The sequence below is a fragment of the Streptomyces spongiae genome (genome assembly GCF_009377185.1).
Lineage (GTDB): Bacteria > Actinomycetota > Actinomycetes > Streptomycetales > Streptomycetaceae > Streptomyces > Streptomyces spongiae.
On sequence record NZ_VJZC01000049.1, the window covers coordinates 19,190 to 32,523 of the forward strand.

Sequence of the window (13,334 nt, forward strand, 5' to 3'; positions counted from 1 at the left end):
ACAGGCCGATGAGCGAGTGGACTGACCGTCTGCCGGGCGACGAGCGGGGCAGTGGAGCGACGGAGCCCGCGGGCGACGGCACGGGCCGGGTGGACGGTACGGGCCGGGTGACGGACGGGAGGTCGTCCCCGCCCCCGGCACGTACGGCCCCCCTGCCGGGCATGCCGTCGTCCACCGCGGCGGGCCGCACCGACGTGGTGCGCCGCGCCCAAGGGCATCGCGCCAGATCCCACGAAACGGGTGGGCAGGGCCGCGGCGGCAGATCCCCCCGGCGGCGCCCCACCCGGCGCCGCCGGACCGTGCGGCTGGCGATCCTCACGGTCGCCGCGCTGCTCGTCTCCCCGGCGGGCGCCTACGTGTGGGCCGGCACCGAGCTCGACCAGGACGTCGACCTGGGCACGCTGGGAGACCGTGCGCCGAGTGGCAGGGGAACCAACTACCTGATCGTTGGCTCGGACAGCCGTGAGGGGCTGTCCGAGCAGGCCAGGAAGAACCTGCGCACCGGCTCGACCGAGGGACGCCGGACCGACTCGATGATCCTGCTGCACACCGGTGCGAGCGGCACCACGATGATGAGCCTGCCGCGCGACTCGTGGGTGACCATCCCGTCGTTCCTGCGCCCCGAGACCGGCAGGCGCTACCCCGACCAGCCCAACAAACTGAACGCGGCGTTCTCGATGGGCGGCCCCGGCCTTCTCGTCAGGGCCGTCGAGCGCAACACCGGCCTGCACATCGACCACTACACCGAGATCGGGCTGGCCGGCTTCGTCGACATCGTCGACGCGGTCGGCGGAGTGGACATGTGTCTGGACCGGGCCGTCAAGGACAAGAACTCCGGCGCGGACCTCCAGGCGGGCTGCCAGACCCTCAACGGCGCCCAGGCGCTGGCGTTCGTACGGCAGCGCAAGCAGGAGGCCGACGGCGACCTCGGCCGAACCCGGAACCAGCAGAAGTTCCTCGCCGCCCTCGCCAAGAAGACCGCCACCCCGGGCACGCTCCTCAACCCGACCAAGGTCCTGCCGACCCTCGGCGCGGGCCTCGACACGCTCATCGTGGACAAGAGCACGGGACTGCAGGACCTCACGTCGCTGTTCCAGGCGATGCGCAAGGTCACGGGCGGCAACGGACGTCAGGTCAACGTCCCCGTCTCCGACCCCGCGTTCCGCACGTCCAAGGGCGTGGCCGTGAAGTGGGACATGGCCAGGGCACGGCAGCTCTTCGCACAACTGAAGGAGGACCAGCCGGTGACCGCTCCGCGGGGAAAGTGACCCCTCCGGACGGCTACAGGAAGGGCGTACCGGCGTCGAGCCCGGACAGGACCCGGCCGTACAGCTCGAGATTGGTGGTGGGGTTCACGAACGAGTGCAGGCTCAGCGCGTTGAGGTCGCGCACGGCCCGCTGGATGGGCACCCCGCGGTGCAGGGAGGACGCGCCGGACGCCGAGCCGATCAGGTCGACGGCCTCCTTGCACAGCCGCGTCACATAGCCGCTCTGCGCCCGGATCCGCGCCCGTTCCTGAAGCGTGTACGGCTCACCGCTCGCCGCGACGGCCTCGATCCGGGCCACGAACTCGGCGGTCAGCAGCTCGGCACAGGAGATCTTCATCGCCGCCTCGGCGGCCTGCAGATGCGTGACCCCGGCCTCGTTCTGGCGCTCGTGGAAGGTGTAGGTGATGCCCCGGTGGTGGATCCGCTCGGTGAACTCCGCCAGAGCCGCCCGGGCCAGGCCGAGCGCGTTCGGCGCCGTCCACGCGCAGAACAGCAGCAGGACCGGCATCCGGTAGAACGGGTCGTCGGCGTTGGCCTTGGACGGGAACACCCCGCCCAGCAACGGGCCGACGGGTAACACGCGGTGCGCGGGCACGAACACGTCGCGCGCCACCACGCTGTTGCTGCCGCTGCCCGCCAGGCCCGAGACGTCCCAGTCGTCGAGGACCTCCAGCCCGGCCATGGGGACGGCCGTCCACAGCACGTCGGGCGGTCCGTCGTCCTTCTCCACCCGGGCCGTCAGCAGATGCCAGTCGGCGTACGGGCTGCCGGTCGCGAACGGCGAGGTGCCACTCACCACGAAGCCGCCGTCCACCGGGACCGCCGTCGCGTCCGGGATGAGGGTGCCGCTGATCCGTACGTCGGGGCCGGTGAAGATCTCGTCCTGCGCCCCGTCGGGGAAGAGCGACGCGATGAAAGCGCAACCCGCCTGGATCAGCGCCATGAAGCCCGCCGAACCGCACCCGCCGGAGACCTCCGCCAGCGCGTCGACCTGGGTACGCAGTGGGGTCTGATAACCGCCGTACCGCCGGGGCACGTTCATCCGGTAGACCCCCGCCTCCGTCAGCGCCGCGACGACCTCCGGCGTCACCCGCCTCTCCCGCTCGGCGCGCGGGGCGTGCTCGCGGACGAGCGGCCGCACCGCACGCAATCGCTCGACGAGGCCGACATCGGTGGCGGCTGCTGACGACGGAGCCATGGACGACCTCCAGCCACGACGGACCACCACCGTCACCTGGGCCCTCCGCACTGTCAACGCCGCGTTCCCGGCCACGTCCGGTCAGCGGCGCTCAGGAACACCGACCCGGCGCAACCGCTCAGCGCAGCGGATGCAGCGGCGTGAGCTCGGCGGGAGAGCGGCCGGTGACGATCGACTCGGCGAGGAGCTTGCCGCTCAGCGGTCCGAGAGCGATGCCCCACATCCCGTGGCCGCCGCAGACGTGGACGCGCGGCGAGCGGGTCGGGCCGACCAGGGGCAGACCGTCGGCGGTGCAGGGACGCGGCCCCACCCAGACGTCCTCGCGGCGGTCGAAGTCGGCGGAAGGGAGCAGCGCCCGGGCCGCGTTGACGATCGCCCGCACGCGTCGCGGGTCCCCAGGCCGGTCGGGCGCGGTGAACTCCATCATGCCCGCGACGCGCACGCGGTCGCCCAACGGCGTGCAGACCACACGCTGCGCGGCGAAGTACGTGGGTCGGGTGGGCAGCCCCTCGGGCGGCAGGCTGAAGCTGTAGCCACGCCCGGACTGGACCGGGGTACGGACGCCGAAGGGCGCGGCCAGCCGGTTCAGCCAGGCACCAGGCGCCAACACGGCCACGTCGGCGCGGAGTTGGGTCCCGTCGCCGCAGTGCGCGGCGACGGCGGTGCCGAGGTCCCGGATCCGGGTGACCGCCGAACCGGTGACGATCTTGCCGCCGCGGTCGCGCACCGCGTCGGCCAGCGCCCCGACGAAGGCCCCGGGATTCAGGTGCCGCTGACCGTGCAGGCGTACGGCCGCGTTCACCCGTACCGACAGCGCCGGCTCCGCCTCCCGCGCCGCGGGCCCGTCGAGCAGGTCGTAGTCGATGTGCTGCCCGGCCGCGCGCACCGCCTCCAGTTCCGTCACGAACGGCGTGCGGCCGTCGGCGGACGTGAAGGCGATCAGACACGGGGCACCCGCCCTCGTCGGTTCGGCGATCCCGCCCTCCGCGAGTTCGTCGTACGCCGCGAGCGCCTGCCGGTTCAGCGCGGCGAGAGCACTCATGGCCACCTGCCATCGCCGGGTGGTGCAGTTCCGGCTGAAGGCCAGCAGGAACCGGGCCAGCCGGGCGTCCGCGCGGGGCGGGACGGAGACGGGCGCGGCAGGGGAGAGGAACGTGCTCAGGCCCAGCTTCAGGGCGCCCGGTTCGGGCAGGGGGACGGTGAGGGCCGGGGCCAGCCAGCCGGCGTTGCCCCAGGACGCGCCCGCCGCGACGCCTTGGCGGTCGACGACGGTGACCTCCAGGCCGACCTCCTGGAGGAACCAGGCGGTCGCCAGCCCCGGCATGCCCGCACCGACCACGACCGCACTGCGTGGACTCATGAGGCACTCCGGTCCGACACCGAGCCGCTCCCTTCCAGGACGGCCGCCGGAGGCCGGCGGTCGCCCACCCGCGTCGCCTGCTCGAAGGCGTACCCCGCACGCAGCACCTCCCAGTCCCCCCGGTGCGGACCGACCACCTGAAGGCCGACCGGCAGACCTCCCGCGGTGAAACCGGCCGGGACCGACAGCGCGGGGCAGCCCGTGACGGAGATCAGGTACGCCGAGCGCATCCAGTCCAGGTACGTCTCCATCGGGGTGCCGTCCACCGACCCCGGATAGGGCAGGCGGACGTCGAACGGTGCGACCTGACTGACCGGCAGCAGGAGCAGGTCGTACGTCTCGAAGAACGTCCGCACCCGGTGGTAGAGCGCGGCCTGCTGCGACTGGGCGAGTCCTAGGTCCGGGCCGCTGAGCCCCCAGCCCTGCTCGATGTTCCACACCACGTCGGAGGACATCCGGTGCCGGTGCTCCTCCAGCAGGGGCCCGTAGGCCAGTTCCATCTGCCAGGCCCGCTGGATCAGGAACACCTCGTCGGCCCCGGACAGGTCGGGGCAGGCCTCCTCCACCTCACAGCCCAGCTCGGCGAACACGTCGACCGCCGGCCGGAGGGCGTCCCGTACCTCCGCGTCCACGGGCACGGCCACGCCGAGATCCGGCGACCAGGCGACCCGCAACCCGCGTACGTCGCCGTCGAGTTGGCCCGCGAAGGCGGAGCCGGGCGTCTCCAGGGAGCGTGGGTCACGCGGGTCCGGACCCGCCATCACCGACAGTGTGAGAGCCACGTCCGTCACGGTTCGCGCCATGGGTCCCTTGACCGAGATCTGACCCCACGGCGCCTTGTCCGGCCAGGAGGGGACCCGCCCCGGGGACGGGCGCAGGCCGACGACGTTGTTGAAGGAGGCGGGGTTGCGGAGCGAGCCGCCGGTGTCGCTGCCGTCGGCGATCGGCTGCATCCCGCAGGCGAGGGCCGCTCCCGCGCCGCCGCTGCTGCCACCGGCGCTGCGGGAGAGGTCGTACGGGTTGCGGGTGGCACCGAAGACGGGGTTCACGGTGTGCGAACCCATGCCGAGTTCGGGGACGTTGGTCTTGCCGAGCGTGATGGCTCCGGCGCCGCGCAGGCGCTGGACGACCAGGTGGTCCCGGTCGGGGACGCGGTCGGCGAAGACCGGCGAACCGAACGTGGTGCGGATGCCCGCCGTGTCGTGGAGGTCCTTGTGCGCCACGGGCAGTCCGTGCAGGGGGCCGGTGTCGGCCCCGGACGCCAGCAGTTCGTCCGCCTCGGCCGCCTGCTCCAGCGCCCGGTCCGCGACGAGCGAGACGATGGCGTTCACGGCCGGATTGACGCGCTCGATCCGTTCGAGGTGCGCGGTGACGACCTCCCGGGCGGACACCTCGCGGCGCCGGATCGCGGCGGCCAGGTCGGTGGCGGTCCAGAAACACAGGTCGGTGGTGTCCACGTCCGACGCGCTCGCGTCCGAGGTGGTGACGGTGCGGTTCACGCCCCTCCTATCGTTTCCTTGAGCTGTACGACGGCCAGCACCCCGAACAGGACGAAGGAGCCGGACAGCAGAACGTTCGCGGTGGTCTTGTTGCGGTACGGCGGCTCGACGCTCCGCCGGTTGAGGAGCACCAGCAGCGCCCCGGACAGCAGCGGCAGGATCAGTGAGCCCACGGCGGCGTACGTCAGCACCAGGGGTACCGGCCGGCCCACGAACGTGACCGCGACGGCGGCGACCGCGCAGTAGAGCACGAAGGCACGGAAGGGGCGGCTGTCCTGCGCCATATGGGGCTCGGCCTCCGCGTCCGGCACCCCGCGCAGCGCCCGCAGGGAGTCGGACAGCAGATAGCACAGCGCGTTGAACCCGCCGACCAGCGCGCTCAGCGTCACCAGGAAGAACGTCCCCAGGAACAGCACACGGGCCACCGACCCCAGGTCCGCGCCCAGCGGATCGGCGAGCGCGGCCAGCCCCTCGTTGCCGGTGATGGTCCTGCCGCTGCCGAACAGCAGGCCCGTGCCCACCACGGTCGTACACAGCACGAAGAGGAAGGTGACGGCGTAACTCACCGCCGAGTCCGCCCGCATGACGGGCAGCCAGCTCCGGTGCCGCCAGCCCTTCTCCCGTACCCAGTAGCTGTACGAGGCGATCCCGGCCGTGCCGCCCACCCCGCCGATGAGGGCGAGCACCGTCACCAGGTCGCCCTCCGGCAGCCTCGGCCGCAGGGAACCGAACAGACCGGCCACGTCGTCGGTGGTGGCGAGCGTGGCCACCGCCAGTACGACCATGCCGAGGAACTTGGCGAGCATGAAGACGCTCATCACGCGCTCGAACAGCACGTACCGCCCCACGTACACGACCGCCGCGGCCACCAGCGCGATCGCCACGCCCAGCGGCCTGACCGGCAGCGCGGGAAACAGCGTGGACAGTGCCAGGGCCGCCACCGAACTCAGCGCCGCCCCGTAGAGCAGCCCGATGACCAGGACGAACGCGAAGAACGCCGCCGGCAGCCAGCGACCGACCGACTTGAGGCTCGCGATCACGGTCTGACCGGTCGCCATGTACAGCCGCCCCACCGCCTCGGTGAGCGCGTACTTCAGGACGACACCGATGAGGATCGCCCACAGCAGGGCCATCCCGTACCCGGCGGCACCCGCGAGGGACGTCACCATGTCACCGGCGCCGACGCTCGCGGCCGCGAGAACCAGTCCAGGACCGAGAACAGCCAGCCGCCCGCGCCGGGTGGCGGGGGCCCGGGTGGCATCGGTGGAGGGAGCCGCTTGGTGCCGTAGGGGACTGCGGGGAGTCGCGGTCACGTCAACCATCTCCGTACATCGGGGAGTTACGGGAGTCGGGAGTCATGGGTCGTGCGCTGCTCGTACGGCTCGAGCGGCTTGTGAGATCGGTGCGATCGGTTTGTGTGCCCCCATGGCAGGGTCGTGCACACTGACGGAAGGGAACAAGTTTCCTGACTCAGATGACGGAATCGGCCATATGCTGGGTCCGATGGACGCACGGCAGACCGGTCTGGTGACGGATTCGCTGGACCGCCGCATCATCAGCGCGCTGCAGATCGACGGCCGGGCCTCGTGGCACCGCATCGCGGCGGCCCTCGGCGAGCCCGAACGCACCGTCGTCCGCCGGGGTACCCGGCTCCTGGACTCCGGGCTGGTGCGCATCGGGGCGATGGCGGTACGCGGGCGCAGCACCGTGGTCGGCGTGCGCTGCGCGCCCGGCCAGGCACGGGTGACCGCGACGGCCCTGGCACGCCGCCCCGACTGCGTCTTCGCCCAGGTGCTGACCGGCACCCTCGACTGCGTCGGCGAGATCCAGTGCCCGCGCGACCGCCTCGCCGGCCTGGTGATGGACGAACTCCCGGGCCTGCCGGGCGTGGTGGAGGCCCGGACGTTCCCGGTGCTGCGCCACGTCCGTACGATCCGCGAGTGGCACGCGGGCCTGCTCACCGCCGAGGAGATCGCCGCGCTGGCCGACGGGGACCCGGTGGCTGTGGACCCCGCCACGGGCGATGTCCTGCCGCCCGTGGACGTGACCCGCGAACTCTCCCGCCCGGACCGGCTGTTGCTGCTCACCCTGGCCGAGGACGGACGCTGCACCTACGAGGAACTCGCCCGCGTCGCCGGGGTGTCCGAGGCCACGGCGCGGCGGCGGCTGGGTGCGCTCCGGCGGGAGGGAAGGGTGAGGATCCGCGCCGTGATCGAGCCCGCCCTGCTCGGGCTCCCGGTGGAGGCGGTGCTCTGGGTACGGGCCACCCCCTCCAGGGTCGAGGCCGTGCGGACGGCGCTGTGCGAGTCGGCCCACGTCCGCTACGTCAGCTTCGTCACCGGTGAACGCCAGCTCCTGGTCATGACGGCCTTCCCCGACGAACCGGCCCTCCATGACTTCGTCACCAGGTCTCCCTGGCTGCCGGACGTGGCGTCCGTGGACGTGGCGATGGTCCTCAACTCCCTGAAACGCGGCGGCATGCTGGCGCCGTGGCTGCGCGGCTGACCGTCGGTCCGTTGATCTGTCGGGGCCGGTCAGACGGCCAGGACCCGCACCCCCGTCTCCTCGAAGCGCCGCACCGTCTCCTCCTCCACCGCCGTGTCCGTGACCAGTGTGTCCACCGCCCCGGTGGCGCAGATCCAGGCGAAGGCCCGCTGCCCCAGCTTGCTGGAGTCGGCGGCGACGACGACGCGTTCGGCGCGCTCGCACAGCAGACGGTTGATCGCGGCCTCGGCCTCGTCGTGGGCCGCGGCGCCATGCGTGACGTCGAAGGCGACCACGCCCAGGACGGCCACGTCCATGGTGATCTGGCTCAGCACACCGTCCGCGAGCGGTCCGATGAGCTCGTAGGAGGACGGTCGGGCCACACCACCGGTCAGCACGATCTTGAACTGGGGGCGCACGGCCAGCTCATTGGCGATGTTGAGGGCGTTGGTGACGATGGTCAGCGCGGGTGAACCGGAGGCGAGGTCGGCGCGCACGGCCAGGGCACGCGCGACCTCCGTGGTGGTCGTGCCGCCGGTCAGGCCCACCGCCTCACCGGGGGAGACGAGGCCCGCGACCGCCTTCGCGATGCGCTGTTTCTCGGACGCGCGTCGGGCGGTCTTGTAGCGCAGCGGCAGCTCGTACGACACGCCGTGCACGACCGCGCCGCCACGGGTGCGCACCAGCATCTGCTGCTCGGCCAGCTGGTCGAAGTCGCGGCGGATCGTCGCAGCCGACACCCCCAGCTCGGCGGCGGCCTCCTCGACCTCCAGCCTGCCCTGCTCGACGAGCAGTTCCAGCAGTGCCTTCCAGCGGGCGTCACGCGACATCCGCACCCTCCGTTCGTCGATCTTCCGGCGACCCTAGCGCACACATGTCGTGGAGTAATGCTTGATAGTGCTCGAAAACTCGCGATAACTTGCAAGAACAAGCACCAAAAGCATCCACGGGAAAGGGGTACGGCATGGCCCATGTCGAGGACGAGCTGACCAGCCAGCCCGAGTGCTGGACCCGAGCCGCCACGGAGGCGCCGGGGCACGGCAGCGTGCTGCCCGGGCCGGGGGAGCGCGTCGCGATCGTGGGGTGCGGGACGTCGTACTTCATGGGGCAGGCGGCCGCGACGCTGCGCGAGCGGGCCGGCCAGGGCGAGACGGACGCCTTCGCCGCCTCCGAGTTCCCGCACGGCCGCCCGTACGACCGGGTCGTCGCCCTCACCCGCTCCGGCACCACCACCGAGGTCCTCGACCTCCTCGACCGGCTGCGCGGCCGAACCCGTACGGTCGCGATCACCGCGGACCCGGACACACCCATCACGTCAGCCGCCGACGACCTCGTCGTGCTGGACTTCGCCGACGAGCGGTCCGTCGTCCAGACCCGGTTCGCGACCACGGCCCTCACCCTGCTGCGCGCACACCTCGGGCTGCACACCGACGCAGCCGTCGCCGACGCGCGCACAGCGCTGGACACCCCGCTGCCCGAAGGTCTCGTCGACTGCACGCAGTTCACCTTCCTGGGCCGCGGCTGGACCGTCGGGCTCGCGAACGAGGCCGCGCTCAAGATGCGAGAGGCGTCGCTGGCGTGGGCCGAGGCGTACCCGGCGATGGAGTACCGGCACGGCCCCATCAGCATCACTACCCAGGGAACCGCGACCTGGATGCTCGGCGAGGCCCCCGAAGGGCTGGCCCAACAGGTGGGCGGAACGGGCGGGTTGTGGGTGGCCGACGGCCTCGACCCGCTCGCCGGACTCGTCCGCGCCCAACGGCTCGCGGTGGCCGTGGCCGCCGCCCGCGGACTCGACCCGGACCAGCCGCGCCACCTCACCCGCTCGGTGATCCTCGGCGGGGCCACCCACTGAACAGGAGGAGTCGTGCCGCTCACCACGACCGGTGAACTGATCACCCGGGCCGCCGCGGCCCGCACCGCGGTTCCCGCGTTCAATGTGATCACCCTGGAGCACGTCGAGGCAGTCGTCGCGGGAGCCGAGTCCGCCGGCGCACCCGTCGTCGTCCAGGTCAGCGAGAACGCGGTCGGGTTCCGCGGCGGACGGCTGCTCCCGCTGGCCCGAGCCGCGACGGCCGCCGCCGAACAGGCACGGGTCCCCGTCGCACTCCACCTCGACCACGTCCAGAGCGACGACCTGCTGCACCAGGCGGCCGACGCCGGGTTCAGCTCCGTCATGTACGACGCGTCGCGCCTGCCGTACACGGAGAACCTCGCCGCGACCCGGTCCGCCGTGAACTGGGCGCACGCCCAAGGGCTCTGGATCGAGGCCGAGCTGGGCCAGGTGGGCGGGAAGGCCGGGGCGTCACCGCTCGACGCGCACGCACCCGGCGCCCGCACCGACCCCGACGAGGCACGCGCCTTCGTCGCCGGTTCCGGTGTGGACGCCCTGGCGGTGGCGATCGGCAGCGTGCACGCGATGACCACACCCACGGCCACGCTCGACCACACCCTCCTCAAGCGCCTGAACGCCGCCCTGGACGTGCCGCTCGTCCTCCACGGCTCCTCCGGCGTCCCCGACGGCGAACTGCGGGCGGCCGTCGCGGGCGGCATCGCCAAGGTCAACATCGGGACGGCGCTCAACGTGGCGATGACAGGCGCGGTGCGGGACTTTCTCACCGCGCACCCCGACGTCGTGGACCCGCGGAAGTACCTTCGCGTGGGACGGGACGCCATGGTGGAGAGGGTGTCGCGGCTCATCGGCGTCCTGTGCGCGCGACCGTCCCCCTGACGTCCCGTGCTGGTAAATTCTCCCTGTGCGGGAGACGGAGATCCATCTCGGCGAGCCGCCCCTGGTCGCGGCCGCCGGCGTCGGCGTGCACGGCGTCGCGAGCCGCACGGACGTCTTCCGGCTGCCGGAACTGTGGCAGCTGCACCTCTACCAGTACGACGCCGAACTGACCGTCGACGGCACGGCGCACTCCCTCCGCCCCGGCAGAGTCAGCCTCGTACCACCCGGCACCACGGTCCGCTACCGCTACCAGGGCCGCTCGGAGCACCTCTACGCACACCTGCGCATGGCAGCGGCCGGACCCTCCCGCACCGTTCCCGTCGTGCAGGACACGGGGCCCGAACTGCCCTTCCTCACCGGCCTGTTGCTCCAGGCCGTGGCCTCGGCCGCGCAGAGCCCCGAGCGCACCCGGGCCGAGATCTGGACGGCCCTGTGGCGTGTCGCCCACCTCACCCCGGCCGCGGCACACCCGGGCCCCCACCCCGCCGTCACGACGGCGATCTCCCACATCGAGGCCCACCTGGCCGCCACGCTCACGGTCCCCGACATCGCCCGCGTGGCCGGCGTGTCCCACAACCACCTCACCCGGCTGTTCCGCGCCGAGACGGGCACCACGGTCGTCGGCTACATCCGGCGCCGCAGACTCGACCGCGCCCGTCACCTGCTGCGCGCCACGACCCTCTCGATCCCCGCCGTGGCCGCCTCCGTCGGCATCCCCGACCTCCAGGCATTCAACAAGGCGTGCCGACGCGAACTGGGCGCCTCCCCGCGCGCCCTGCGGGGTGCCGTCGCCTGAAGGGTCAGCTCTTGACCGCCTTCAGGACCACGAACTTGGCGTCACTGCCCACGAGTTCACTGTTGCCGAAGAGACGCCGCAGCTTCACGTGGTAGCCGAGGTGCCGGTTGCCGACCACCCACAACTCACCGCCGGGCCGCAGCGCGCGCCGCGCGCCCTTGAACATCCGCCACGACGTGGCGTCCGTCGTCGCCTGGTGGGAGTGGAACGGCGGGTTGTTCAGGACGACGTCGACACTGCCGGGCGGGAAGCCCTCCATACCGTCGCCGACGAGGAACTCCACCTTGCCCCCGGCGTTCGCCGCGTACGTCTCCTCCGCCGAGGCCACCGCCTGGTACGACTCGTCGACGAACACCACCTCCGCCTCCGGATCGCCCAGCGCCACCGCCGTACCGACGACCCCGTTGCCGCAGCCCAGGTCCACGACACGCCCGGCGCCGCGGCCGTGCGGCAGGTGCCGGAGAAAGAAGCGCGTGCCGATGTCGAGCCGGTCGGCGCAGAAGACGCCCGCGTGGTTGATGACGGTCCGGCCGGACAACAGACCTGTGTCGTTGGGGAGTTGGTAGGAGTACGGCCACGGGTTGGCGCCGCGGGCCTCATGGAGCGCAGGGTCGGGGGCGCAGAAGATCAGCCGGGCCTTCTGCTGCGCGAGGGAGGTGCGGGTCGGGCCGAGGATCCGCTCGAACAGCTTCAGCGTCGAGGTGTGGATCTCCTTGACCATGCCGGTGCCGACGACGACCGTCCCCTCGTGCACACCGGGCGCGAGCCGGTGCAACTGGTCCTCCAGGAGGGCGAGGCTCTTGGGAACCCGGACGAGCAGCACGTCGACACGGTCGGGAGGCGTGTCCTGCGTGGTCAGGAGCCTCACCGCGTCCTCCCCGGCCTCGTTGCGGGCGAGGTTCGCGCGGGTCGCCTGCCGGGCCAGGAACGAGTCGCTGATCTGCGTCGGCCGGTGGGCCGCCAACGCCGTGGCCAGGGCGCCCCACCGGTCGCCGAGGATCACGACCGACCCCTTCAGATGTGTCCCGCTCTCCGCGAGGTGACGCAGCAGATACGCGTCGGCCGCGTCCCAGGCACGCAGCCGGTCGCGGGGATCCTCGGGGAAGCGGGCCAGTTCGTACTCGGCCCAGGGCGCGGTCATACGGTCGTTCATCGTGAGCCCAGGCTAGCCGAGCGCCCGGCCAGGGCTCCTGTCAGTGGCGTGCGCGAGGATGGGTCCATGGACGCCGAGCTGTTCCCCCGGAGCCGTACGGAGATCGCGCCGGGCGCCGTGCACGTCCCGGACTGGCTCGACGCGGAGCACCAGCGACGGCTCCTGGATGCCTGCCGCGCATGGGCCCGGCCACCCGCCGGACTCCGTACGGTCCGCACGCCCGGCGGCGGCACGATGACCGCCCGGCAGGTCTGCCTCGGCTGGCACTGGTACCCGTACACGTACGCCCGCACGGTCGCCGACGGCGACGGCGCGCCCGTGAAGCCGTTCCCCGGGTGGCTGGGCGAGCTGGGCCGGAGTGCGGTCGAGGACACCCTCGGACCCGAGGCCGCCACCGCCGCCTACGACATCGCCCTGATCAACTTCTACGACGGCGACGCCCGCATGGGCATGCACCGCGACAGCGACGAGAAGTCGGACGCCCCGGTGGTGTCCCTGAGCCTCGGCGACACCTGCGTCTTCCGGTTCGGCAACACGGAGTCCCGGGCGAGGCCGTACACGGACGTGGAACTGCGCAGCGGTGACCTCTTCGTCTTCGGCGGAGCCTCCCGGCCGGCGTACCACGGAGTACCGAAGGTGCACGAGGGCACGGCGCCGCCCGAGCTGGGCTTGACCGGGCGACTGAACGTCACACTGAGGGTGAGCGGGTTCGATACGGCCCCTTGATGCCGTAGGTCCGGCTGCGGGTTGTCCGTGGCTGGTCGCGCAGTTCCCCGCGCCCCTTTCGGGGCGCAGGCCCGCTTATTTCAGCCCCTCCGGCGTTTGAGGAGCGGGGGTGCGGGGGC

The 13,334-nt window shown here is 72.3% G+C and carries 12 protein-coding genes; 6 read left to right on the top strand and 6 right to left on the bottom strand.

The genetic code is table 11. The annotated features are described in order from the left end of the window. The first annotated feature begins 8 nt into the window (after positions 1 to 8). Entirely contained in the window at positions 9 to 1,268 is a 1,260-nt protein-coding gene (locus FNH08_RS10505) for an LCP family protein (RefSeq protein ID WP_152771171.1), read from the top strand. Between the two features lie 13 nt (positions 1,269 to 1,281). On the opposite strand, the gene FNH08_RS10510 is transcribed toward FNH08_RS10505, so the two are convergent. The 4 genes from FNH08_RS10510 to FNH08_RS10525 form a co-directional block, all read right to left on the bottom strand. Next, positions 1,282 to 2,466 carry a flavin-dependent monooxygenase gene (locus tag FNH08_RS10510; RefSeq protein ID WP_152771172.1) on the bottom strand — a complete coding sequence of 395 codons (1,185 nt, stop codon included), beginning with the start codon at positions 2,464 to 2,466 and terminating at the stop codon, positions 1,282 to 1,284. Positions 2,467 to 2,584: 118 nt separating this feature from the next. After that, positions 2,585 to 3,826, bottom strand: a complete 1,242-nt coding sequence (locus FNH08_RS10515; RefSeq protein ID WP_152771173.1) for an NAD(P)/FAD-dependent oxidoreductase — start codon at positions 3,824 to 3,826, stop codon at positions 2,585 to 2,587. Further along, a complete protein-coding gene (locus tag FNH08_RS10520; protein WP_322724176.1) occupies positions 3,823 to 5,325 on the bottom strand; it encodes an amidase in 1,503 nt (500 codons plus the stop codon). Before FNH08_RS10520 ends, FNH08_RS10515 begins: the two co-directional genes overlap by 4 nt. Then, positions 5,322 to 6,647, bottom strand: a complete 1,326-nt coding sequence (locus FNH08_RS10525; RefSeq protein ID WP_152771174.1) for an Nramp family divalent metal transporter — start codon at positions 6,645 to 6,647, stop codon at positions 5,322 to 5,324. The genes FNH08_RS10520 and FNH08_RS10525 overlap by 4 nt, the downstream gene beginning before the upstream one ends. Before the next feature lie 181 nt (positions 6,648 to 6,828). Between FNH08_RS10525 and FNH08_RS10530 the strand changes: the two genes are divergently transcribed. After that, positions 6,829 to 7,830: an Lrp/AsnC family transcriptional regulator gene (locus FNH08_RS10530; RefSeq protein WP_152771175.1), complete on the top strand. Its 1,002-nt coding sequence runs from the start codon at positions 6,829 to 6,831 to the stop codon at positions 7,828 to 7,830. 29 nt (positions 7,831 to 7,859) lie between these two features. Here FNH08_RS10530 and FNH08_RS10535 read toward each other — a convergent pair whose 3' ends face one another. After that, positions 7,860 to 8,639 carry a DeoR/GlpR family DNA-binding transcription regulator gene (locus tag FNH08_RS10535; protein ID WP_152771176.1) on the bottom strand — a complete coding sequence of 260 codons (780 nt, stop codon included), beginning with the start codon at positions 8,637 to 8,639 and terminating at the stop codon, positions 7,860 to 7,862. A 134-nt stretch (positions 8,640 to 8,773) separates the two neighbouring features. Between FNH08_RS10535 and FNH08_RS10540 the strand changes: the two genes are divergently transcribed. From FNH08_RS10540 to FNH08_RS10550, 3 genes are read left to right on the top strand one after another with little or no spacing between them, the layout of a single operon-like run. Then, the gene (locus tag FNH08_RS10540; RefSeq protein WP_152771177.1) at positions 8,774 to 9,664 is read left to right on the top strand and encodes an SIS domain-containing protein; all 891 of its coding nucleotides are present in this window, start codon (positions 8,774 to 8,776) and stop codon (positions 9,662 to 9,664) included. Positions 9,665 to 9,676: 12 nt separating this feature from the next. Continuing rightward, positions 9,677 to 10,540: a class II fructose-bisphosphate aldolase gene (locus FNH08_RS10545; protein WP_322724178.1), complete on the top strand. Its 864-nt coding sequence runs from the start codon at positions 9,677 to 9,679 to the stop codon at positions 10,538 to 10,540. A 25-nt stretch (positions 10,541 to 10,565) separates the two neighbouring features. Beyond that, on the top strand, positions 10,566 to 11,336 hold the full coding sequence (locus FNH08_RS10550; protein ID WP_322724179.1) for an AraC family transcriptional regulator: 771 nt from the start codon (positions 10,566 to 10,568) through the stop codon (positions 11,334 to 11,336). Between the two features lie 4 nt (positions 11,337 to 11,340). On the opposite strand, the gene FNH08_RS10555 is transcribed toward FNH08_RS10550, so the two are convergent. Continuing rightward, entirely contained in the window at positions 11,341 to 12,489 is a 1,149-nt protein-coding gene (locus FNH08_RS10555) for a methyltransferase (protein WP_194238450.1), read from the bottom strand. Positions 12,490 to 12,555: 66 nt separating this feature from the next. Between FNH08_RS10555 and FNH08_RS10560 the strand changes: the two genes are divergently transcribed. Further along, complete coding sequence (locus FNH08_RS10560) at positions 12,556 to 13,215, top strand: alpha-ketoglutarate-dependent dioxygenase AlkB family protein (RefSeq protein WP_152771178.1); 660 nt, start codon at positions 12,556 to 12,558, stop codon at positions 13,213 to 13,215. The last annotated feature ends 119 nt before the right edge of the window (positions 13,216 to 13,334 follow it).